The organism is Agrobacterium sp. Azo12 (genome assembly GCF_029193765.2).
In the GTDB taxonomy this organism is placed as follows: Bacteria; Pseudomonadota; Alphaproteobacteria; order Rhizobiales; family Rhizobiaceae; genus Agrobacterium.
On sequence record NZ_JARFYO020000002.1, the window covers coordinates 828,596 to 850,541 of the forward strand.

20 protein-coding genes are annotated in these 21,946 nt (G+C 54.8%); 6 read left to right on the forward strand and 14 right to left on the reverse strand.

Annotated features, from left to right (window positions below):
* Positions 1 to 3: 3 nt before the first annotated feature.
* The gene (locus PYL13_RS20235) at positions 4 to 792 is read right to left on the reverse strand and encodes a creatininase family protein (RefSeq protein ID WP_275642124.1); all 789 of its coding nucleotides are present in this window, start codon (positions 790 to 792) and stop codon (positions 4 to 6) included.
* Between the two features lie 330 nt (positions 793 to 1,122).
* Here PYL13_RS20235 and PYL13_RS20240 point away from each other — a divergent pair, with 330 nt between their 5' ends.
* The 3 genes from PYL13_RS20240 to PYL13_RS20250 all read left to right on the forward strand — a co-directional run bounded on the left by PYL13_RS20240 (position 1,123) and on the right by PYL13_RS20250 (position 3,606).
* The gene (locus PYL13_RS20240) at positions 1,123 to 1,917 is read left to right on the forward strand and encodes a MetQ/NlpA family ABC transporter substrate-binding protein (protein ID WP_275642125.1); all 795 of its coding nucleotides are present in this window, start codon (positions 1,123 to 1,125) and stop codon (positions 1,915 to 1,917) included.
* A 15-nt stretch (positions 1,918 to 1,932) separates the two neighbouring features.
* Positions 1,933 to 3,009, forward strand: a complete 1,077-nt coding sequence (locus PYL13_RS20245) for a lipoate--protein ligase family protein (RefSeq protein ID WP_303299126.1) — start codon at positions 1,933 to 1,935, stop codon at positions 3,007 to 3,009.
* 66 nt (positions 3,010 to 3,075) lie between these two features.
* The gene (locus tag PYL13_RS20250; RefSeq protein WP_275642126.1) at positions 3,076 to 3,606 is read left to right on the forward strand and encodes a hypothetical protein; all 531 of its coding nucleotides are present in this window, start codon (positions 3,076 to 3,078) and stop codon (positions 3,604 to 3,606) included.
* A gap of 259 nt (positions 3,607 to 3,865) precedes the next feature.
* Here PYL13_RS20250 and PYL13_RS20255 read toward each other — a convergent pair whose 3' ends face one another.
* The 10 genes from PYL13_RS20255 to PYL13_RS20300 all read right to left on the reverse strand — a co-directional run bounded on the left by PYL13_RS20255 (position 3,866) and on the right by PYL13_RS20300 (position 12,634).
* Positions 3,866 to 5,158: a TRAP transporter large permease gene (locus tag PYL13_RS20255; protein ID WP_210323934.1), complete on the reverse strand. Its 1,293-nt coding sequence runs from the start codon at positions 5,156 to 5,158 to the stop codon at positions 3,866 to 3,868.
* A gap of 67 nt (positions 5,159 to 5,225) precedes the next feature.
* The gene (locus PYL13_RS20260) at positions 5,226 to 5,732 is read right to left on the reverse strand and encodes a TRAP transporter small permease (protein WP_250985032.1); all 507 of its coding nucleotides are present in this window, start codon (positions 5,730 to 5,732) and stop codon (positions 5,226 to 5,228) included.
* A gap of 73 nt (positions 5,733 to 5,805) precedes the next feature.
* On the reverse strand, positions 5,806 to 6,792 hold the full coding sequence (gene dctP / locus PYL13_RS20265) for a TRAP transporter substrate-binding protein DctP (RefSeq protein WP_275642127.1): 987 nt from the start codon (positions 6,790 to 6,792) through the stop codon (positions 5,806 to 5,808).
* Positions 6,793 to 6,969: 177 nt separating this feature from the next.
* Positions 6,970 to 7,557, reverse strand: coding sequence for a glutathione S-transferase family protein (locus tag PYL13_RS20270; RefSeq protein ID WP_275642128.1), 588 nt, complete (start codon positions 7,555 to 7,557; stop codon positions 6,970 to 6,972).
* A 75-nt stretch (positions 7,558 to 7,632) separates the two neighbouring features.
* Entirely contained in the window at positions 7,633 to 8,307 is a 675-nt protein-coding gene (locus tag PYL13_RS20275; RefSeq protein ID WP_250985029.1) for a GntR family transcriptional regulator, read from the reverse strand.
* Between the two features lie 53 nt (positions 8,308 to 8,360).
* Positions 8,361 to 8,828, reverse strand: a complete 468-nt coding sequence (locus PYL13_RS20280; RefSeq protein WP_275642129.1) for a VOC family protein — start codon at positions 8,826 to 8,828, stop codon at positions 8,361 to 8,363.
* Positions 8,825 to 9,922: a mandelate racemase/muconate lactonizing enzyme family protein gene (locus tag PYL13_RS20285; protein ID WP_275642130.1), complete on the reverse strand. Its 1,098-nt coding sequence runs from the start codon at positions 9,920 to 9,922 to the stop codon at positions 8,825 to 8,827. Before PYL13_RS20285 ends, PYL13_RS20280 begins: the two co-directional genes overlap by 4 nt.
* Positions 9,922 to 10,731, reverse strand: coding sequence for an SDR family NAD(P)-dependent oxidoreductase (locus PYL13_RS20290; protein WP_275642131.1), 810 nt, complete (start codon positions 10,729 to 10,731; stop codon positions 9,922 to 9,924). The genes PYL13_RS20285 and PYL13_RS20290 overlap by 1 nt, the downstream gene beginning before the upstream one ends.
* A 2-nt stretch (positions 10,732 to 10,733) precedes the next feature.
* The gene (locus tag PYL13_RS20295; protein ID WP_259147216.1) at positions 10,734 to 11,804 is read right to left on the reverse strand and encodes a glycerol dehydrogenase; all 1,071 of its coding nucleotides are present in this window, start codon (positions 11,802 to 11,804) and stop codon (positions 10,734 to 10,736) included.
* Positions 11,801 to 12,634, reverse strand: a complete 834-nt coding sequence (locus tag PYL13_RS20300; RefSeq protein ID WP_275642132.1) for a shikimate dehydrogenase family protein — start codon at positions 12,632 to 12,634, stop codon at positions 11,801 to 11,803. The genes PYL13_RS20295 and PYL13_RS20300 overlap by 4 nt, the downstream gene beginning before the upstream one ends.
* Before the next feature lie 79 nt (positions 12,635 to 12,713).
* Here PYL13_RS20300 and PYL13_RS20305 point away from each other — a divergent pair, with 79 nt between their 5' ends.
* Entirely contained in the window at positions 12,714 to 13,748 is a 1,035-nt protein-coding gene (locus PYL13_RS20305; protein WP_275642133.1) for an L-idonate 5-dehydrogenase, read from the forward strand.
* Positions 13,749 to 13,767: 19 nt separating this feature from the next.
* Positions 13,768 to 15,246, forward strand: a complete 1,479-nt coding sequence (locus PYL13_RS20310; RefSeq protein ID WP_275642134.1) for an NAD-dependent succinate-semialdehyde dehydrogenase — start codon at positions 13,768 to 13,770, stop codon at positions 15,244 to 15,246.
* An 82-nt stretch (positions 15,247 to 15,328) separates the two neighbouring features.
* Here the strand turns inward: PYL13_RS20310 and PYL13_RS20315 are convergent, their stop codons facing one another.
* Entirely contained in the window at positions 15,329 to 16,303 is a 975-nt protein-coding gene (locus PYL13_RS20315) for a transketolase family protein (protein WP_275642135.1), read from the reverse strand.
* Positions 16,303 to 17,154: a transketolase gene (locus tag PYL13_RS20320; RefSeq protein ID WP_259147215.1), complete on the reverse strand. Its 852-nt coding sequence runs from the start codon at positions 17,152 to 17,154 to the stop codon at positions 16,303 to 16,305. Before PYL13_RS20320 ends, PYL13_RS20315 begins: the two co-directional genes overlap by 1 nt.
* 553 nt (positions 17,155 to 17,707) lie before the next feature.
* On the opposite strand from PYL13_RS20320, the gene PYL13_RS20325 reads away from it, so the two are divergent.
* Positions 17,708 to 18,958: an MFS transporter gene (locus tag PYL13_RS20325; protein WP_250985020.1), complete on the forward strand. Its 1,251-nt coding sequence runs from the start codon at positions 17,708 to 17,710 to the stop codon at positions 18,956 to 18,958.
* Positions 18,959 to 19,078: 120 nt separating this feature from the next.
* Here PYL13_RS20325 and PYL13_RS20330 read toward each other — a convergent pair whose 3' ends face one another.
* Positions 19,079 to 21,862, reverse strand: a complete 2,784-nt coding sequence (locus tag PYL13_RS20330) for a TonB-dependent receptor (protein ID WP_250985019.1) — start codon at positions 21,860 to 21,862, stop codon at positions 19,079 to 19,081.
* Positions 21,863 to 21,946: the final 84 nt, after the last annotated feature.

The window sequence follows — 21,946 nt, forward strand, 5'->3', positions numbered from 1 at the left end:
TTCTCAGCCGGAATACAATTCATCCAGCGAAAATCCTTCGAATTCGCGCAGCAGTTCGACGAAACCTGCCACCTGATGGCGGCAGATGATCTCGCCCTTTTCTGCAGTACCCTTGGTCGCGTCACCAACCACACCATGTGGGTTCAGGTCATGGGCAAGCCAGGACAGTACATGCGGCGGCGCTGGTTGCATGAATTTCGAGCGGCTTTCAGCCTTCGACACGAAGTTCTGCGCATTTTCCATACGCACGAGCTCAGGCCGGAAATGCAGCATCAGCGACGTTTCCACTTCGCCGCCATGAATGCCGAATTGTCTCTCATGCTCACTGATCAAACCATCCGGGTGACCGAAGCGGCCCCAATGAGTGCAGATAACCGCCATCTGGTGGCGCACCCGCAGCTCCCTGCCAACAATGCTCATGATGTCTGCATTACCGCCATGGGAGTTGACCATCACGAGTTTGCGGATACCGGCTTCCGCAACTTTGGTTCCGATGGCAGTCCAGGCTGGGATAAGAATTTCGGGACCAAAAGACAATGACCCCGGACCGTAGACATGCTCATTCGCCTTGCCGATCTCCTGCGTCGGCAGCACGAGTATGTCGAGGTCGTCAGGGCGCTGTATCTTCAATTCGTCAAGCATACCATTGGCAATGGCAACATCCGTTGCAACGGGGAGATGTGGCCCATGCTGCTCAGTCGAGGCGAGTGGCAGGATGGCTATGGTTTTTTCCGGCGATAAATGAGCAAAATCGTAGGTATTCAATTCATTCCAGTAAAACGGCTTGCTCATGTAAATCCCTCTGATTGTTTTGCGATCATCGTTAGAAGATTAGCCGGGTCTCGAACAGCATCAATTTGCGTCCACCTTGTTGCTTTTCTGCGAACGCCCCCCGACGGTTTGAAGTCTGCTCACCGTACCTCCATATCAAACAGCAATGAAGCACATGCGACCAAAGGTATCGTCCGCCTCTCAAAGTTAATTACATTCTTGACTGCAAATATCATGTTATGTAGGCCCAAGCAGGATCAGGTAGAGCATGCGCACCGCACACGCTCCAAATTGAAAGTATTCGATATGTTCGTCCAACGCCGTTTGAGAGATGTTTCAGCGCGAACTAGAATGTCTCGCAGGATTGTTGTCGGTATCATCGCGACATTGCTGGCCAGCATGTCTGCCGCTCCAAGCGCCATCGCCCAGGAACAAAAGGCGCTGCGCATTGCTTTGGCGACGAGCATTTCAAATGAAGCGGTTGAGATTGCAGCGAAAGAGGCCGAAGCCAAGGGCTTGAAGATCGAGATCATCGAGTTCAACGACTGGAACACCCCCAACACGGCTGTTGCCGATCGCGAAGTCGATGCAAACCTGTTCCAGCATATTCCGTTTCTGGAATTCACCAACGCAAATACCGGGCACAATCTGGTTCCGGTCGCCCCGGCATTCAGCACGCCCTTCGGACTCTATTCCAAAAAATACAAAACGCTTGAAGAATTGCCTGACAATGCCCGCGTGGTTTTCTCTGGGGACCCCGTCAATACCGCCCGTTCCCTATTGTTGCTGCAGCGTGCGGGCCTGATTGAACTGAAGCCCGATGTTGGTCACCGCGCGACATTGGAAGACGTTCTCGTCTGGCACAAACCGCTCAACATCGTGCAGCTTGATGGCCCGCAGATTGCCCGCGCGCTGGATGAGGTCGATGCCGCTGCCACCTATCCGACATTTGCCAAACTGGCAGGTCTTGACCCGGCATCTGGCCTGATCTTCGAGAACGACCCGATTTATGCGTTCCAGTTTGTCACGCGTCCTGACATGAAGGACGACGCAAACCTGCGCAACTTCATCGACATCTATCGCGGCTCGGATGCTGTAAAGGCAAAGCTGCGCTCACTATATGGAAATCTCGTCTCTTTCCCCTGATTGAAATGACAAGGCATGGGCCTTCTGGATTGGAACACTAGCATGCATGGTGAATACAAGGTGCAGGGCGGTAAGCTCGTGGTCGTGGATCTTGATAATATCAACGACCGTCTGACGAACGTGCAGGTGCACGGCGACTTTTTCCTCGAGCCGGCCGAGGCTCTGGACGATATCCGCACCTCACTGGAAGGGCTACCGGTTATCTCGACCGTTGAAGACATTGTTGCCGCAATCAGAGCCGGCCTGCGCCCTGGCGCTGAAATGATCGGCTTCAGCCCTGAGGCCGTCGCAATCGCTGTGCGCCGGGCGCTCGGCGTCACTGGCACCTGGCGGGATTATGAATGGCAGATCATCGAGACCCCTGCGCTTCGTCCGGCCATGCATCTTGCCCTTGATGAAGTTCTGGCAAAGGAAGTGGGCGAAGGCCGCCGCGCCCCTTGCCTGCGCTTTTGGGAATGGGAACGTCCGGCCATCATTATTGGCGGTTTCCAGTCACTTCGTAATGAAGTGGACATGGAGGCTGCGACCCAATTCGGCGTTGAGACCGTACGTCGTATCACGGGTGGTGGGGCAATGTTCGTCGAGCCCGGCACGACCGTGACCTATTCACTTTATGCACCAGCCGAACTCGTTCGCGACATGAGTTTTGCAGACTCCTATGCCTTCCTTGATGACTGGGTTTTGAAAGCTCTGAACTCCCTGGGAATTGATGCGTTTTATAAACCGCTCAACGACATCTCCAGTTCCAAGGGCAAGATCGGTGGCGCTGCACAGAAGCGCTTCACGTCGGGTGCCGTTCTCCATCATGTCACCATGGCCTACAACATGGATGCCGACAAAATGGTGCAGGTGTTGCGCATTGGCAGGGAAAAGCTGAGCGACAAGGGCACAACCAGCGCAAACAAACGCGTTGATCCCCTGCGCAGCCAGACCGGCTTACCACGCGAAGAGATCATCGAGCGGATGAAGGAAACCTTCCGATCCCTCAATGGCGGAATTGCCGGTGGCGTTTCTGCGGATGAATACGCAGCGGCCGAAAAGCTGGCAGCAGAGAAATTCTCGACCGACGAATGGCTGCGGCACATTCCCTGAAATCATAACTGGCCATGACATCATGACTGGGCCGTCGGCCCAGATCATTCATCCAGGAGAGTTGCCTTGGCACAGATGACGGTTGGCGCCGCAACCACAAACGATGATTATCTCAACCACCGGGCCGAACAACTGGTCATCGAGGGTTATCGATTGTTGGCAGGACTGGCTGATAGTTGCTCCAAACCGACATCACCATCAGTACTGCGTCTTTATCACGACAATCTTGGCGAACCTGCGGGCGCGGAAGCTGCCGTAGCTCTTGAACGACTTGTCGCCGCACTAAAAACTTTTCGAGCTAGCCCAATTGCCGCCTACCCGCCAGGTTCACGGTTTATCAGTCCGGACGAAGTTCTGGTGCTCGGTATTATCGCTGGGATTCAGCATTGGGATGAGCAAATATTCCGTGCCTGCCTGAAACAGCTATGCGCCGAAAGCGATCGGATCAGGGTGGCGGCGTCTGCCGAGACCTTTGCAATGGCCTTACACAATGCCGGCATGATCCTGGCACCATTGCCATTCAGCTTAAGAGCCCGCATCGTCAGGCAGTCTGAGACACGCCGACAGAAGGTGCCAGCCTCCATCACCCTGCATTGATTTCCGCTCACACCTGGAAGCTCATTCAACTCGAATTGCGATTTAACCTGATAGCTTGGCGGAAATGGCCGGTATTCTCAAACCCGACGGCCAATTGGCACTTGTGATACCTCCCGCTCCCATCAATCGGGCAGGCACACCCCATGAAGTGGTTTCCTTGCAACCCGCACGGCTGTTGATGGTCGGTTAGCCGGCGTTACAACAGGCCTTTCCAGACATCGAAATAACACCAGGGCCCTTTCGGGCCCTGTTTTCGTTTTTAGAGGAACAGCCTTGGTACGATCAGCGAAATCCAGGGGATGTAAGTCACCAGGAATAGCACTGCGAGCAACGCAAACAGGAATGGCCAGCTTTCGCGGATGTAGTGGCCGATTTTCACCTTGGCGATCGATATGGTGATGAACATCATCGTACCAACCGGCGGAGTAAAGCCGGCAATCGTCAGGTTGATCGACATGATGATGCCGAAGTGTACCGGGTCGATGCCCATGCCCAAGACCACAGGCACAAAAAGCGGTGCCATCAAGATCATTGCAGAACCACCCTCAAAGAACGCGCCAACAGCGAGCAGAATGAGGTTGATGACAAGCAGCATGATTAGCGGATCGGAGATATTCGTCGTCAGGGCTGTGGCTACCATGGCGGGAATGCCTTCCCACGTCAGGTAGGCCGAGAACACAGTCGCCGCGCAGATCAGGAACATCACGCCCGCAGTCGCCAGTGTAGACTCCATTAGAATGAGAGGAATGTGCGACCATTTCAGCTGGCGATAAACCAAGGCACCGACAAGCGCCGCATAGATCACGCAAATCGCGCCAGCCTCGGTTGGGGTAAACAGGCCATAACGCAAGCCACCAAGGATAACGATCGGCAGAAATAGGGCCCAACTGGAATCCAGCGCCTGACGGCCGATCTCGCCCCATGAGGCCCTGCCTTCTCGGCTAGGCTTGTAGTTGCGCTTTTTCGAAATGATCGCAACGGTAATAGCAATCGCTACATAGATCAGCAGCCCCGGCAAATAGCCGGCAAAGAAAATCCGCGTAATCGAGACATCAGCCACAAGCGCATAAAGGATCAAGATGATACCGGGCGGGATGATTGGCGCGATACAGGATGAGGCGGCGGTTACCACAGTGGAAAAACCCTTGTCGTAACCAAGTCGGGTCATTTCAGGCACGATCATCTTGGTGGTCATGGCCGCGTCAGCATTGGCAGAACCCGAAGGCCCGCCCAGCAGCATGTTCACCAACACATTCACCTGCGCCATTCCGCCAGTGTAATGGCCAACCAGCACGTTCGACAGCTTCAGGATTTTATCTGTAATTCCTGAATAGTTGAAAATGACGCCCGCACAGGTGAACAGCGGAATTGCCAGATAGGAAAACGCCTCCGTATTGGCCATCAGATTGGTGACCATCGTGTCGGTCGGCAGCAAAGTGTTGATGAACACGAAGTAGAAAGCCGCCGCACCCATCAGTGACAAAGCAACCGGAACACGCAAAAGAAACAGCGCAAAAAGGACGAAAAGCGGCAGGTAGGAAGTCAAGCCCAAGTGAGCCCCCAGACGCTCCCAATGGAGCAAGTAATAACGGGATGAAGAAGGTCGCAGCACATGACAGTTACATCTGCTCTTCCAGATCAACAGATGGCAGTTCCTGCCCTCTGAGGAGCATCACCAGAAAGCGGATGCTGTAAAATGTCATCAGACCAAACGAGATGGCCGGCGCGAGATTGATCCAGAAATAGGGAATTTCAAGAAACGCTGTACGACGAATCCATCCGGACATCGCAAGCGTTGCAGCCAGATAAAAGAAATACCCACAGATCACGACCATGATGATGTAGCTGATGATATGCGCAATATGCTTCGGGCCGGGCGCGAACATATCAACGACCAGATCCACCGCGATCATCGCACGCATTCGAAACAGCAGTGACAATCCAAAAAAGACGGAATAGCCGAAAGCGATATAGGCAATTTCTTCAGTGAAAACCAATGAGTTACCCGTCGTAAAACGAATGATGACATTGGCCGAAATAACCAGCACCATGGTGGCAAATGCGACCATAGATACCGTCACCTCGAATTTTGAGACGAGCCCAGCTAACCGGTTCATCACATGCATGATCTTTACTCCATAGATAAACGATGTCCGGCAGAACCGGACATCACGATGAGTGCGTGGAGGAGATGGGAACTTACTTGATGATGTCGTTCATCTTGTCGTAGACGCCAGGCGTCCACTCAGGAAAGGCATCCGGAACCTTCGCAGCAGCTTCAAAGAAGGACGATTTGTCCACGTCATTGAAACGGATGCCCTTGTCTTCAAGCGTCTTGCGGAACTCGGTTTCAAGCGCTTGGATTTTCGGGATACGCTTGGCCGATTCAGCACGACCCACGCTATCGAGAGCTTTCTTGGCGTCATCAGGCAGGCTGTCATACACCTTCTGGCTCATCAGGATTGAGGTGGTGGCAACAACGTGACCGGTCAAAGATATATTGGGACGGGTTTCATAGAGCTTCGATGAATAAAGCAACGATAGCGGCGCTTCCACGCCATCCGCCACACCCTGCTCAAGGGCGCTGTAAGCTTCAGACCATGCGGTGTTGGTCGGGTTTCCACCAAGGGTCTTGGACACTTCGTTCCACATCTTGGTTGGGGCATTACGGATCTTCATGCCAGCCGTATCGGGACGAGCCTTTACCTCACGGTTGGAAAGCAGATGGCGTGTACCGAAATAAACAAGCGTAACAACACGTAGCCCCTTTTCGGAAAGCTTCGCTTCCATGTCCTTGACCGTGTCAGAGTTCCACAGCTTCTCGATATCCTCAGGCTTCTTGACAAGATAGGGGGCCATGAAAGTCGAGAAGTCAGGCACATAGTTGGAAAGGTGGCTGGGATCGGAATCCTGCAGTACCGGCGCACCACGCGAGATGGTGTCGATCATGTCGACCGTCTTGCCCAGAGCTTCCGACGGGAAGATTTCGACCTTGAGTGTGCCATTCGAAGCAGCTTCCAGCTCCTTGGCAAACTCCTGCCAAAGCGGGTAGGTCTTGTCCTGGTTGGACACCACCATGTTCATGCGCAGCAATGTCGGCGATTGCGCGAAGGCAGGCAGCGCGCAGGACATTGCAAGGCTGGCAGCAACGCTCGCCGCAACAACTCTACGGGTGAATTTCAGCATATATTTTCCTCCAGATGGACGTGTCGTGCCTCCCCGGCACGGTTAAGACGATCCCGACCTGTGGTCCGTGTGCGGCAGGCTGCTCCTCCAGCACCGCTCACTCCTCTTCGGCCTCAGTCATATATCATGCATCATATTCTTTCAGCGTCAAGCCCGGTAAAGGCCTGCAAACGCGTGTTATTCAAACAAAGTGGCCCGCATCGACGGTTTGGCGGAGACAGCATCCAACCATGACGCGAGTGCCGGGTGACGAACTCGCCATGCATCTTCGGAAAAACGGAAATCCAGATATGTCAGCGCACAGGCAATCGAGATCGTGCCGATATGGAAGCGGGACAGTTCACCAACGTTTTGCTCCAAATGCGCCAGTGTTTGATCAATCGTGCGTCTGTAAAGCCGGATACGCTCAGGCGATTGCTGTTCTACGGGGCGCAATGTTTCATGGCGGCGGGGGACTGCTGCGTCCATGATCCCGTCACCCAGGGCCTGTTGCAACAGCGCCTGCCAGCGCGCGCCGCTCTCAAGAGGAAATAGCTTTGGACCATAGGTTACATCGAGATATTCACAGATCAGCGGGCTGTCGAAAAATGCCTTTCCGTCGTCCAGCAGTAGGGCCGGAACACGGTTCATCGGATTGACGGCAGCAAGCGTCACATCGTCAGACATGGCATTGACGGTAACCAGTTCAAGCGGCACATCCAGTTCGTGCGCAACCGCCCTGACCTTACGGGAATAGGGTGAAGGCACTGCATATAGAAGTTTCATGGGGGTTCTCCGGGCGTGAAAAAGCGTCCGCCGATGAGGTCATCGGCGGTTATAAAATCAGAAATGCAGGATTGCTCAGACCGCTGTCTTGCGCTCGGCTTCGAGGGTCCGCACCATTTCTTCGCCCCACAGGATATCTTCCTGCATGGCGGCACGGCTTGCCTGTGCGTCTCCGGCTTCCAGCGCAGCAATCAGGTCATAATGTTTGTGATTGTCACCCGAAAGCTGACGTACCGGCATCCGGTCGTGGAAGGTACGGAGGAATGGGCCCATCAGGACCCACATATTTTCACAGATGCTTTCGAGGATCGGCAATTGCGCAAGACGCAGGATTGCAAAGTGAAAATCGCGGTTCAAAACACTTGCTCGCTCAGGGCTTGTCGCAGCGGCCTTGATAAATTCAGCGTTGATGGCTTTCAGCGCCTTGATATCTGCCTTGGTGGCCAATTCTGCTGCACGTGCTGCTGCAACACCTTCAAGCTCGACGCGAATACGTTGCACCTCCCGCAAACTCTGCGGGGAAAGATCAGGAACCTGCACAGATGTGGCAGCGCGCATTTCCAGGGCCCGCTCGCTGACCAGACGGAAAATCGCTTCGCGTACCGGGGTTATGCTCGTGCCATATTCTTCGGCCACGCCTGAGATCGTCAGGCGTTGGCCCGGTGCATACTGGCCGTCCATAAGTGCATTGCGCAAATTGCCATAAAGCTGTGTCGACAGGTTTTCCCGCGAAATAGGTTTCTGGGCCAATCCGGCATCCTTTCAGGCAACGAAACAAATCATATATGATCTAACATACTTCTCTATGACCTGGGTAGCTCGACCAGTTCGATAAGCACGCCATGTGGATCACGCATGTATAACCCCCGCAAACCGGCCGCTATTCCCTCGGTAATCTCGGTCAGTTCGCCTTGCTCAGATCCGCCATTCCGGAGAATGTCATCGCGCAGCTCCTCGACATTTTTTATGCGCAGGCAGATATGTGCGGCACCCGGCTGGCTGCCACGCGGCATGGATGGCGTGTCCTGTTCATCAAACTGGATGAACTCGATATGGCCTCCATGGCCATAGAGATGCACGAGCTTCACCTGCGCATTTGGCACACCCATGAAGCATGAAATCCATGGCTGACGTCGTTCGCCAATCGGTTTCGCCTCAAATCCCATCACATTGGTCCAGAAGGCAACCGAGCGCTCAATATCGGGTGTAATCCAGCCGGTGTGGTCGAGGCTGGATTGTCCCCATTTTTCCAGATAGGCCTGATCTGTCATTTCGAAAAAATTTCCTGACGGGTTGTGTAGGGCGCCACCCGGTCCCAATCGAGTGCGAGACCCGCACCTTTGCGTCCAGTGGCAATGATGTTTCCGCCTTCGATGACCGGAGGTGACACGAAAAACTGGTCGATCGGATCGGCCCCGACCTCCGGCATGATCATTTCGACACAGCGAACCGCATCAAAAGCCAATGCCAGCTCAGCGTGAAGCGCTGCAAAAACATGCGGAATGACGGGCCTGTCAAAGGCGCGAGCCACCGCAATTGCCTCTACTGCACCGGTAATGCCGCCACTGACCGAGGCATCGACCCGGAGAATACCGCCAGCATTGGCAAGATCACGAAAGCCCGAGAGATCGATGACGTCCTCGCCCACCGCCAGCGGAATGTCGAGCCGCGAGGACAATGAGGCGATGGCATGCACCTGCGTGGGTGCGAATGGGTCTTCAACAAAAGCGGCACCAAGCTTTTCCGCCAGCCTGCACCAGGGAAGCGCCTGATCAATGCTGGTCCACGACCAATGCGCATCAATCCCAAATTTGACACCTGTTGGCAGTGACGCAGCAAGAGCCTCCATGACAGCCTTGTCAGCCTCGAAATTTAGCCCATCAATCATGCATTTGATGGTCTTGAACCCGCGGGCAGCGAGATTTGCGCCTTCCGTGGCAGCCCGTTCCGGCGTCATGCCGTAACCGATCACCGGCATGACAGGCACCTTGTCCCGGACGGCGCCCAAAACAGTGGAAAGCGGTTGGCCAACGGACACGCACCAGGCATCCCAAAGCGCAATGTCACATAGGCTCGTTCCTCTGACCATGGCCGCACGCGGTGCAGGCGTTGGTCCCAGTGCAAGTTTGCGTAACCGGTTTCGATCAGCCGCCTTTTCGCCCGGATAAAGCCGGGCCGCCTTGGCCACCAGATCAAAAAGCGGCAGACCACGATCATAGCCATAAGCGTAACCTTCCGACCCGTCGGAAAGCACCAGCTTCACAACGACATAATCCCGTTGTGCGATGGTAACAGGACCGAGTTGAACCGGTTTTTGAAGCGGGATGCAGACAGACCTCGCTTCGAGTTTTGCAATTGTCGTCATCAGCTTGCCACGCCCAGATCAGCGCTTTCGGTCAGGAATGCATTGGCTGTCATGCCGCCATCCACCATCAAGACGTGGCCTGTCACAAAACTTGCTGCTTCGGACGCCAGGAAGATTGCCGAACCCATTAACTCATCTGGCTCGGCCCAGCGTGCCAGAGGCGTGCGGTCGATGACCTGCTGCTCAAAAGTTCCCGTCCCCAGCACCTTCTTGTTCATGTCAGTCAAAATATAACCGGGACCGATCGCATTGACCGTGATGCCGCAGGAACCAAGCTCCGCTGCCAGACCACGTGTGATGCCAACCACCCCGTGCTTGGCCGCAACATAGGATATGACGCCGGGGCGCGAACTGATGGCCATGACCGACGCTGTGTTGATGATACGCCCGTATTTCTGCTTGCGCATGTGGCGAATGCATTCACGCGCCACGCCGTAGAGCGAACTGAGATTGATGGAAATGACCTTGTTCCAGTCATCCATGTCATGGCTTTCAACCGGCTTGCGAATAAGAATACCGGCATTGTTCATCAATATGTCGAGCCTGCCATTGCGCTCAACAATACCGTCGACAGCGGCGGCAACCGCTGGCGTGTCAGTCACATCAAAGGTGACGGCTTCGGCACTCCAGCCGCTGGCCTTCAAGCTCTCGACCGCAGCGTTGGCGTTATCGGCATTGATATCGTTGATAACGACGTGCGCACCTGCCGAGGCAAGTCCTTTGGCAAAGGAAAAACCAATGCCGCGACCAGCACCGGTTACCAATGCAACGCGGCCTTTCAACGAGAAAAGTTCAGTCCCTGTGGTCATGATCAGGCGGCCTCGATGATGGTAATAGCGCGGGCGATATCGTCAGCCGAAATCGGCTTTACAAATTTCTTCATATGCGCGGCCTCGGCAGACACGGTGGCGATGGTTTCGACAACCGAATTCGACCGCTCGTCCAGACCGAGATCCGCCAGTTTCAGCGGCAGTTTGGCGTCACGATAGAAATCGTACATATCGGCCATGAAGTTATCATCGCGGTCCTCAAGCACAAGCTGCACCAGCAGGCCGTAAGCGACCTGATGACCATGAAGTGCGTTGGCGATACCGGGCACTGCTGACAGTCCACGCGTCATGCCGTGAGACACGGAAAGTCCGCCACTTTCAAAGGCCAGACCGCTCATCAGAACGCAGGCTTCAACCAGTGCTTCAAGATGTTCGTCCGGTTCGCCGCGCTCAAGCGCGGCATAAGCGGCGGTGGTGTGTTCACGCACAGTATCATAACATGCATGAGCGAGCGCCAGAGCAGAGCGGGGGGACGCCGCACCAAACACGTTATTGCCCTTTGCTCCGATGCACTGCTCAACCTCGAAACGTTTGACCAGCGCATCACCAACGCCTGCGGACAGCAATTTCAGCGGTGCCTTGGCGATAATAGCTGTATCGACAAGCACCAGATCAGGGTTAGCACGGTTCTGTTCCACGCCGACCAGCTTGTGGTCGCTGTCGTAGACAACCGCGATATGACTGGTGGGAGAATCATTTGAGGCAACCGTCGGAACCGAAATGAAAGCGGCCTTCAGCGCCCTTGCCACCAGCTTGCCGGTATCGATGGTTTTGCCACCACCTGCAGCAATCACCACGTCATGTTTTGCATCGGACACTTCCTTCACCAGTCGCTCAATCTCGGCATAGGTGATTTCGCCGCCAAAACGCAGACCTGTCACACTAACGCCTGCCTCCTGCGCACTGCGGGTGATGGTTGGGCCAACAATTGCGTTGACATTATCATCGGCCAGAAGGATCGCGGATGTTCCAAATCCCGCAAGTTCCTTGCCGATGGCTGCAAGAACGCCTGGCCCCTGAATATAGCGGCGTGGTGCTCCAAAAATAATCATGCGTTTTCTCTCCGGATATTCAAAATATGTTCGTCCGGGACCTGCCGGACAACGAAATCAATGAAAGGATCTATCTGGCCGGTCAGCATATGAACGCCCTCGTGGACAGTCGCGCCGCGTAGGCGCGCTTCTTCCAGAAGCCGCGTAACGGGTGGCGACATGATGACTTCGGCAACGATGCTGTCACGCTCCAGCGTATCGGGATCAAGCGGCAGCGGATCATTATCATGCATGCCAAGAGCCGTGCCATTGACCACCAGATCGAAACCGGTGCCATCGGCCTTGCCAACACTGACAGGTGTTGCCGGATACAGTGCCCGCAAACGGTCCACCAACGCTTGCGCACGGGCTTCGGTACGGTTGCTGATAACCAACTCGCGGACACCGGCCGCCAGAAGCGCATCGGCTATGGCAACAGAAACACCGCCCGCGCCCACCAAAAGCGCTTTCTTGCCAGCTGGGTTACGCCCCAGACGCGATAGACCGCCCGTAAAACCCTCACCATCGAGTATACGACCGACCAAGGCTCCGTCAGCATCCTTGCGAACGACATTGGCAACACCAAGCAATGCGGCAGGGCCTTCAAGCCTGTCGCACAACGCAGCAACGGTCTCCTTGTGAGGGATTGTGATAATCGCACCGGGCACACTTTCGCTGATGCGCAGCGCATTCATCACGGCGACGAGATTGTCAGGGTGGACCTGCCAGGGCACCAGCACCGCATCCAGCCCACGCTCCGTGCAGCGGGCATTAAAAAGCTGCGGAGTCCGCAAATGCGCAGACGGATACGCAATATGAATGAGAACTTGCGTTCTCCCGTTAATCTCCATCGGCGCCTCCCTCGCATTGTCATCACATATCATGCATGATATTTGATTGTCGTCAACGCAAAAGTCTTTGGGAGGAGCAATGAAGGCAGTTGTATTACACGCACCACATCATCTGGTGATCGAGGATCGAGATATGCCCGTTCCAGGCGACGGAGAGGTGCTGGTCCGCATTCATAAGGGGGGAATCTGCGGCTCGGACATGCATTATTACCATCATGGCGGCTTCGGGACAGTGCGCATGAAGGCACCGATGGTGCCCGGACACGAACTTTCGGGCGTTGTCGAACGCCTTGGCGCAGATGTTTCTGGAAAAAGCGTCGGTACATCAGTAGCAGTCAATCCGTCGCTCGCCTGTGGAAAATGCAGCTACTGCGCGTCGGGCATGCCACGGCACTGCTCCGATATGCGCTTCATGGGCAGCGCCATGCGCAACCCACATATTGATGGCGGTTTCCGCGAATATGTAGTGGTTCGGGCGGCGCAGGCCGTGCCGGTCGGGACACTTGCAGGGCTTGATGAAGCAGCCTGCGCAGAACCATTGGCCGTATGCCTGCATGCGGTATCGCAGGCACCGGATCTGCGGGGCAAACGCGTTCTTGTCACCGGTTTCGGGCCAATCGGCGCACTGACATTCCTTGCTGCAAGACACGCCGGAGCAGCTGCAATCTCTGCGACCGATGTTGCCGACATGCCGCTTCGTCTTGCAGCGCAATTGGGGGCAGAAAAGACTTGGAACGTCACAATGCCCGGTATGATGGAAGAAGAATACCGCGATCGGGGGCAGTTCGATGTGGTATTTGAATGCTCTGGCAATCAGGCTGCAATGCAGACAGCCATTGGCGTCACCAAGCCCGGCGGCACGATTATTCAGGTAGGGCTTTTGCCTGACGAGATAACCACAGCCTTTAATCCTGTCATCACCAAGGAAATCACCTTCCGGGGATCATTTCGTTTCGACAGCGAATTTGATCTGGCTGTCCGGCTGATCTCAGACCGCACCATCGATGTGCGGCCAATCATTTCCCGCACCTTCAAATTTGACCGCGCTGACGACGCTTTCGCCTTCGCCCGTGATCGACAGCAGGCCATCAAGGTCATGCTCGACTTTGCATAACAACAGGAAACCTTATCCCGTGACACATGATCTTCGTTCCCGGCTCACTGATCCGAGCCTGCTTGCAGACAAGGCGTTCATCGCTGGCCAGTGGGCAATAGCTGACAGCGGTCGCACACTGGCTGTCGATAATCCCGCAACGGGCAAGGAAATTGCCACAGTGCCCGACATGGGTCGCACAGAGACCGCGCGAGCAATCGACGCGGCATATGTTGCCCAGAAAAAATGGGCAGCCCTGACCGCCGGTGAGCGCTCCAAGATACTGCGCAACTGGTTTGAACTGACAATGGCCAATCAGGAAGACCTGGCGATCATCCTCACCACGGAAATGGGCAAACCGTTGGCTGAAGCGCGCGGCGAAGTTGCCTACGGCGCGGCCTATGTCGAATGGTTTGCCGAGGAAGCAAAACGTGCTTATGGCGACATGATCCCGGGCCACTCCGACGACAAACGGATCATGGTCATCAAACAACCGGTTGGCGTGGTTGGCTCGATAACCCCGTGGAATTTCCCAATCGCCATGATTGCCAGAAAGGCTGCTCCTGCGCTGGCGGCAGGATGCACATTCATCTCCAAGCCGGCAAAACAGACACCACTTTCAGCATTGGCACTGGCGGTCCTCGCAGAGCGTGCCGGCGTCCCGACCGGCGTATTTTCTGTACTGACCTCCGCCTCAAGTTCAGCAATCGGCGCCGAATTCTGCGAAAATGAAAAGGTCAGGAAACTGAGCTTCACCGGATCTACAGAAGTTGGCCGTATCCTGATGCGTCAGGCCTCGGACCAGATCAAGAAACTGAGCCTTGAACTTGGCGGCAACGCGCCGTTCATCGTTTTTGAGGATGCCGATATCGATGAGGCCGTCGAAGGCGCAATCCTTTCGAAATTCCGCAATGCCGGGCAAACCTGTGTATGCACCAACCGCATCTATGCCCATGACAGCATCTACGACACATTTGTCGAGAAATTAGCGAAAGCCGTGGCAAATCTGAAAATCGGCGACGGCCTGCAAGAAGACATCAAAATCGGCCCGCTGATCGACAAGGCAGCTGTGGCCAAAGTCGAGGAGCATATAGCCGACGCCCTCTCAAAAGGCGCCACACTGGTTGTGGGCGGCAAACCTGATGAGCGTGGTGGACGTTTCTTCCAACCAACCGTGCTGCGCGACGTTCATCAGGGCATGGCTGTTGCACGCGAAGAAACATTCGGACCGCTCGCTCCGGTTTTCCGGTTCAGCGGCGTCGACGAAGTCATTGAGATGGCGAATGACACGATATTCGGGTTAGCCGCCTATTTTTATGCTCGCGATCTATCGCGTGTCTTCAAGGTGGCGGAAGCACTTGAATACGGCATCGTCGGCGTCAACACCGGGCTGGTATCCACCGAAGTCGCACCGTTTGGTGGCATCAAACAATCCGGCACCGGCCGCGAAGGTTCGAAATACGGCATGGATGACTACATGGAGCTAAAATATATCTGCCTGGGTGGCATCGGGAGCTAAACGTTTCTATTGTCACAACAAAAATGGCGATCTCCCAAGAGACCGCCATTTTTTCAAGCCCGTTTTTACGGACCACGGGAGATCAGACCAGACGTGATGCCACGTCTTCAATACCGGCCGCATCAAGTTTGTAGTGGCGGTAAAGATGGGTTGGCGGGGCAATCAGGCTGTATTCATCCATGATACCGTGACGCACCAATCGAGCCGAACCCGGGTTTTCCGCCATCACTTCAGCGACCGCGGAACCCAGACCACCAAGAATATTGTGCTCTTCCACCGTCAGGACGACTTTGGAGGCTTTGGCCGCTTCAAGAACCGCCTCAACATCGAGCGGCTTGATGGTGTGCATATCGATCAAACCGACGGAATAACCCTTGGCGTTAAGCGCCTGCATGGCCGCTTTCGCGCCATGTACCGGCATGCCGCAGGCAATGATGGTGAGGTCCTTGCCGATAGCATGAACCTTCGCCTTGCCGATCTGGAATTTTTCCGTGTCGTCATAAACAACCGGATCGTGACCACGATGGGTTCTGAAATAGATCGGTTCCTTGTATACAGCAGATTCCAGCAAAAGCTGCTTGTACTGCTGACCATCAGAGGGTGAGATAACCGTTAGATCCGCGATGGCCCGCATGGTGGAAATGTCTTCCGTGGCATGGTGGGACGTGCCGTAAAAGCCCATGGAAATGCCGGTATGATGCCCGATCAGCCGCACCGGCTGCGCGCAGTAGGCCACATCCATGCGAATCTGTTCGCATGTCAGCAGACCGATGAAAGACGCGAAGGTTGCGACATAGGGAATAAGCCCGGTCGTCGCCATACCAGCGGCGGCAGACACCATGTTTTGTTCGGAAATACCGAACTGAACAAAACGATCGGGGTAACGTTCCGCGAAGGCAAAAAGGCCGTTGGAGTGCTGAAGGTCGGCAGTGCCTGCAGCAATGGGATGACCAGCTTCGACAAGTTCAATCAGCGCATCGGACAGCACGGAAAGCGACGGCGCCTTCTTGTTGAGATCGCGATATTGCCAGGATTGTGGGTTCTGTGGGGCGTTCATTATTGGACTCCATCTAGAATGGTCTGGCGCGCGCGCTCTTCATCATCCGGGGCAAGCCAACCAAGATGCCAGCCAGGCTCCGTTTCCATGTAATCAATGCCCTTGCCTTTCAGCGTCTTGGCAATGATGCAGCATGGCTTGGTACGCTCGCGGTCGGCCTTGACCTCACGGAGTTTTTCGGTGAGCTCAACAATGTCGTGGCCATCGACCACATGCACTTCCCAACCGAAAGCACGCCACTTTTCATCCAGTGGCTCGATTGCAATGACATCGTCCACCTTGCCATCCAGCTGATAGCCGTTGCGGTCAACGATGGCGATGACGTTGGACAGGCCGTGGCTGGACGCGTTCAATGCCGCTTCCCAGACCTGGCCTTCCTGCATCTCGCCGTCACCCAGCAAGACAAAGACGTCGAAATTCTGCTTCTGGATCCGCGCGCCATGCGCCATGCCAACACCATTGGATAGCGCATGGCCGATAGAACCTGAGCTGAAGTCGACACCCGGCACCTTGCGCATGTCAGGATGGTCACCCAAAGGGCTGCCAAGACGCGTATAGTCGTCCAGCCATTCTACGGGAAAGAAATCAAGATCAGCGAGAATGGGAAACAGACCAACCGCCGCATGGCCCTTGCCCATCAGGAAGCGATCACGATCAGCCCATTTCGGCTCTCCACGCCGAATATTCATCACGTCATAATAGAGTGAAGAGAAAATCTCGGCGCATGAAAAGACGGACGAATAGTGTCCGACCTTGGCGATGCTGATAAGCCGAATGGTCTCCAGTCGGACGAATTTCGCCCGCTCCTCGAGACGGGCAATCAGCTCCGGCCCCAGTTCGGTGTTCTGCATAAACATATCTCGCTTTTGTCGTTACGAGGCACGCCCCGACCTCCGCCGTTTCCGGCGGCGCCCGGGCCAGCTCCTCCACTGTGGCCCCTGCCGTTCAGTAAAAAAAACATACGAAGAAAAATATCATGCGTCAAGCATGATGCATCATATATGATGTTGACTCATGTTTTACCTGAAATCCGCCCCTCCGGTTTGACAGAAAGTTTGGGGGTAGCGTCACAGACTAACGCAACCAAGCAGCCCCTTCAGCCAAAAATTCAATTTTCAGCGATGTCGCAAATTGGACACTAATTTGTCGTTTCCGGCATTCCAATTTGGTCGTAATAAGAGGAGATTGCCGCCGAATTTGATTATTCGGACTGGTTCAGCAACGACGCTGAAACGGTTCCGTCAGACTGGATTATCCCTTTGTAAAAACATCAGTATTTACGACCAATATGTCGTTACCTGTTTCCGGCAATGTCCAGCTTGATCTGTGTAAAACCCGATGAATGCCAATGTTTGCAGGTACTCATCACCCTTCCCATATCCTCCCCCCTGAAATGAGATACTCATGTCTATGCAACTCCTGGCAAAGGTGTTGGCTCCGCTACTCGGCCTTTTTATTCTAAGTGTCGGAAATGGCTTCCTGTCATCGCTTACCACCCTGCGGCTTGACGCCAGCGGCGCATCCGCCACCATGGTTGGCATTGTTTCTTCCGCCTATTTTATTGGCCTCACGATCGGCGCACTGTTCCACGACCGACTGATCGTGCGGATAGGTCACATTCGCGCCTATAGCAGTTTTGCATCGCTGGGCGTCGTTAGCATCCTGATGCAGGCACTGTCCGCGGACTGGACCGTCTGGATCCTCGCGCGTCTGGTTTATGGCTGGACGACAGTTGGTATTTTTCTTGTCATCGAAAGCTGGTTGTTGCTTGCCGCCGACCAGAGTGTACGCGGCCGTCTGCTGGCTTTGTACATGATTTCCTTTTATGGCGCTGGCGCTCTCAGTCAGGTGTTGCTTGGATCCGTTGCAGGCCTGGGAGAAACTGCACCGTTCATCACCGCAGCGATGCTTGCCTCACTCTCGGTTCTGCCAATTGTGATCTTGCCGCGCATAACACCAACAGTGGAACGGGTGGAAGCACTCAAACCATCCCGACTGTTTCAGATGTCGCCGAGTGGCGTTATCGGCTGCTTTGGTTCTGGTGTCGCAATTGCGGCAATATATTCGCTTCTGCCGCTTTATCTCCAACATGCTGGTCTGCAGGTTGAAGAGGTCGGTCACATGATGGCCAGCGTCATCCTAGGCGCTATGGTGCTGCAATATCCAGTGGGACGCTGGTCTGACCGGCAGGACAGACGTATCGTGCTGATCACACTGGCATTCATTTGCCTGTTGTTGTGTGCTGCCATTTTGTTGCTGCCACATACGTCGACGACACTCATGATCACCATGTTCCTGTTCGGCGGCGGCGTGTTTGCCATCTATCCGGTATCGGTCAGCTTTGCGGCCGACCGCGCCTCATCAGAATCGCTGGTACCGATCATTCAGGGTCTGCTGCTGATAAACTCCCTTGGTTCGGCCATAAGCCCAATCGCCATTTCGCCCGTCATGAACCATTTCGGTGCGTCCGGCCTGTTCTGGTCACTGGCTGTTCTCAACGTCGGCCTGATATCATTCTTCTTCTGGAGGCGTGGTGTCCGCCCGGAATCGAACCACGTTGCGCCATTTGCAGCAACAACCGCGATGACGCCGGTTGGCGCGGAACTGCGTGTCACCGACGAAATGATCCAAGGCGTACACGACAACGAGACTTGATCGGTGTGAAGATGCGGCCTGAACATTCAGGCCGCATGCTTGCAAAAGTTTATTCGAGATCAGACCCGCCGATCCCGAGTGTCGTGCCAACGGCCTGGTGCCTCATTCAAAACGGTGAGATCAAAACTTTGCGGTCATGTTGACACGGAACGTACGTCCCGGAGATGGCATAAGACCAAGCGTCAATGCGTCCATGTAGTAAACGTCGGTAACGTTATCGACGGCGAGGTCGATATTGACACTGTCATTGACCTTATAGCTCGCGAACAGATCAAGCAGTGTGTATTTCGACCAATTGACCACGGTCGTATAACCACCGGTGTCATTGCTGGTCATGGTTCCTCGGTCGCCAACAAAAGTCACACGTCCGCCAGCTTCCAGAGCCTCTTCCATTAGCCGGACACCGGCTGTCAGCGAGGCGGATTTGCGAGGCGGCAGATGCAACTGGGCATAACCGTTCTGAATGCCGGAAGATCGGCAATTCACGCCAAGATTCAACTCTGCAGCACAAAACTCGGTCTTGTCGTAAACCGTGCCACCGATATCGAAGTAGCCCCACCCGACGTCATAACCGATCGACGCCTCGTAACCGCGAAACAAAGCGCTATCGATGTTCTTGACCGACACATCCGGGTAGTTTGTACGGGACAGATAGTCCTTCACATTATTGTTGAAATAGGACGCCTTGAACCGCACCTTATCCCCGCCAAGCAGAACATCCTCCTGAAGAACATTGATACCGATTTCCGTGTTGCGTGAATGCTCCGGTCTTACGCCAACCAGCGGGTTGGTATTGAATGAAAAACCGGTGGTCGATTCAAACAGACTCGGCGAACGAATTGCTTCGGAATATTTCGTGTAAAGCTGAATGCCGTCCCACGGCTCGAGCGTTGCGCCGATCATCGGCGCCCAGCCGCTGTTTTTCTCTTCGTTATGCAGGGTGGAACCATAATTGGTGTTGTTGTCATAAGACTGCGTCCACGTGTAACGGATCGCACCATCGAACTTCAGCCAATCGGTGGGTTTCCAATCGACGGCAGTAAATGCACTGGCTTCCTTGCGCCATCCGTCACGCGAGGCGAGCAATCCATTGGAATCAATATTCACATGACCGGATGGCGGTTCAATGGTCTCATACACAAAGGATCCGCCAACTGACACACCGACTTCGCCCCAGTCCGTGTCGATCTCAGATGCGTTGACGACGTCAAAACCGTAGCGTTTGGCGATATCCCAATAGGCTTGCGGCAACTCCAATGTTCCGCCGAAAGGAAAGCTGAAGGCATAAGGCGTAACAATCTTGGTGTCGGTGTCTGTCATCCAGAGGTTGGCTTTGAGATCGATCAGATCGTTTTCTTCCGGGTTCCATTTGTACCCTGCGCGGTATGTGTTGACGGAAACCTCACTGAGAGGTGCCTGCGTTGCGCCATCAAAACGGATGATCACCGACGGCATCATTTCACCAAACATGCTGTGATACCGCATGTAGCTCATATCAAAGGTGTGGCCGCCGTCCAATTCCAGTTTCGACTTCAGCATATAGGACGTGTTATCCTGAGAGGTATTGAGAACCTCCTCACCGCCTCTATAGCGGTTCAGGCCATTTAGAGAGAAAACCGTATAGTCTGTAATCCGGTCCGGAGTGCCACTTCGTCCCGGACGAATAATCGTGTCATAGGATTTTTTCAGGACGGGTGTCCTGCCCCGCGTTCCGGCGAAATAGTTGCCATTCTTGCGTCTTGCATAGGCGCCGACGACCTCGAACATGTCATTGCGTCCGGCAATTGCGACACTACCATTGCCGGTGGTCGGGGTAAGAAAAGCAGGGCGGTCCAAACCGTAGGGGCTGCCCGAGAGCAAGTCATCAGGAATAGTATCGACGGCGCAGGGGGTGTAGTTGCAACCGGTAATGAAGCGGGACTTTGCCAAGGGCGGATAACCACCCGGCGTGCCAACGGCTGGCGGTGTGGTCGTATTGCTCATCAAGCCACCACGCACCCGAATACCCCAGTTTTTATCACCCTTGATAATATCGTCTGCATTGATGGTTTCCATGCGTACAAGGCCGCCGGTTGCGCCAACACCATAGACGCTGGCAGAGGGACCTTTTTCGATAACAACGCCACCAATCATGTCGGGATCAACATAGTTGCGTGAGGCGACGCCAGAATAACCGCGGTAAACCGTGTTCTGCTGCGTGGTGCCATCAACAACCACGGGAACACGGCCAAACCCCTGCATACCGCGAACGTTCACGTCGACAGCACCGCTGTTGCGGTTATCCCCGGTCAGAACACCCGGCGTTCCCTTGATAAAATCGCCAACCGACGATCCGCGAAACCGCTGAACCTTCTGTTCACTTAGAAACGCGCTGCTGCCGGCGTTGCGATAATTGGCATCCTCGTCGGCCAATACGCCAAGCGTTGCTATGCGCCCTGTCTTGCCGACGATCGTGATCGGATCAAGCAGTATTGAACCACTCGCATCGACGGGACCAGTCGCAGCACTGTCGCCGACAATCAACGCTGCAGAATTTGCTCCACTCAAACGGATGCTGACGCCGGTACCGGCAACAAGCTGCTGCAAAGCCTGCGATGGCGTGTAGCTGCCAGCAACAGCAGTCGAGGTTTTGCCGTTGACCAGCGCGGAAGAGTAGCTGATCTGCCAGCCGGTCTGGCGGATAAAGGCATTGATGGCGGATGACAGAGGCTGTGCAGGAATGGAGAACTTGACGGCATGATCGGCAACCAGCGCGGCATTCTGTTGAGCCTGTGCAAACGTGGTCGTGCCGGTAAAAACAAATCCCAGAACAGTGGATGCCATCAGCAGCGACACCACGCGCAAACGGCTTTGCTGTCTGCCAGCGGTCTTTGCAACGCCGCCTTCAAAATTCTTATGCCCCATTCCCAAACCCTTCTCATCAATTCCAAAGGGCCCTGCTCACATCATGTTGGCATGGGCCTTCGTATTCTTTGACGAACGAGGTGT

What these genes read in the sequence shown, in the direction of transcription:
- PYL13_RS20235 (WP_275642124.1), bottom strand. Translation starts at nt 792, where the DNA reads ATGAGCAAGCCGTTTTACTGGAATGAATTGAATACCTACGATTTTGCT.
- PYL13_RS20240 (WP_275642125.1), top strand. Translation starts at nt 1,123, where the DNA reads ATGTCTCGCAGGATTGTTGTCGGTATCATCGCGACATTGCTGGCCAGC.
- PYL13_RS20245 (WP_303299126.1), top strand. Translation starts at nt 1,933, where the DNA reads ATGGGCCTTCTGGATTGGAACACTAGCATGCATGGTGAATACAAGGTG.
- PYL13_RS20260 (WP_250985032.1), bottom strand. Translation starts at nt 5,732, where the DNA reads ATGCATGTGATGAACCGGTTAGCTGGGCTCGTCTCAAAATTCGAGGTG.
- dctP (WP_275642127.1), bottom strand. Translation starts at nt 6,792, where the DNA reads ATGCTGAAATTCACCCGTAGAGTTGTTGCGGCGAGCGTTGCTGCCAGC.
- PYL13_RS20270 (WP_275642128.1), bottom strand. Translation starts at nt 7,557, where the DNA reads ATGAAACTTCTATATGCAGTGCCTTCACCCTATTCCCGTAAGGTCAGG.
- PYL13_RS20280 (WP_275642129.1), bottom strand. Translation starts at nt 8,828, where the DNA reads ATGACAGATCAGGCCTATCTGGAAAAATGGGGACAATCCAGCCTCGAC.
- PYL13_RS20285 (WP_275642130.1), bottom strand. Translation starts at nt 9,922, where the DNA reads ATGACGACAATTGCAAAACTCGAAGCGAGGTCTGTCTGCATCCCGCTT.
- PYL13_RS20290 (WP_275642131.1), bottom strand. Translation starts at nt 10,731, where the DNA reads ATGACCACAGGGACTGAACTTTTCTCGTTGAAAGGCCGCGTTGCATTG.
- PYL13_RS20295 (WP_259147216.1), bottom strand. Translation starts at nt 11,804, where the DNA reads ATGATTATTTTTGGAGCACCACGCCGCTATATTCAGGGGCCAGGCGTT.
- PYL13_RS20300 (WP_275642132.1), bottom strand. Translation starts at nt 12,634, where the DNA reads ATGGAGATTAACGGGAGAACGCAAGTTCTCATTCATATTGCGTATCCG.
- PYL13_RS20305 (WP_275642133.1), top strand. Translation starts at nt 12,714, where the DNA reads ATGAAGGCAGTTGTATTACACGCACCACATCATCTGGTGATCGAGGAT.
- PYL13_RS20315 (WP_275642135.1), bottom strand. Translation starts at nt 16,303, where the DNA reads ATGAACGCCCCACAGAACCCACAATCCTGGCAATATCGCGATCTCAAC.
- PYL13_RS20320 (WP_259147215.1), bottom strand. Translation starts at nt 17,154, where the DNA reads ATGCAGAACACCGAACTGGGGCCGGAGCTGATTGCCCGTCTCGAGGAG.
- PYL13_RS20325 (WP_250985020.1), top strand. Translation starts at nt 17,708, where the DNA reads ATGTCTATGCAACTCCTGGCAAAGGTGTTGGCTCCGCTACTCGGCCTT.
- PYL13_RS20330 (WP_250985019.1), bottom strand. Translation starts at nt 21,862, where the DNA reads ATGGGGCATAAGAATTTTGAAGGCGGCGTTGCAAAGACCGCTGGCAGA.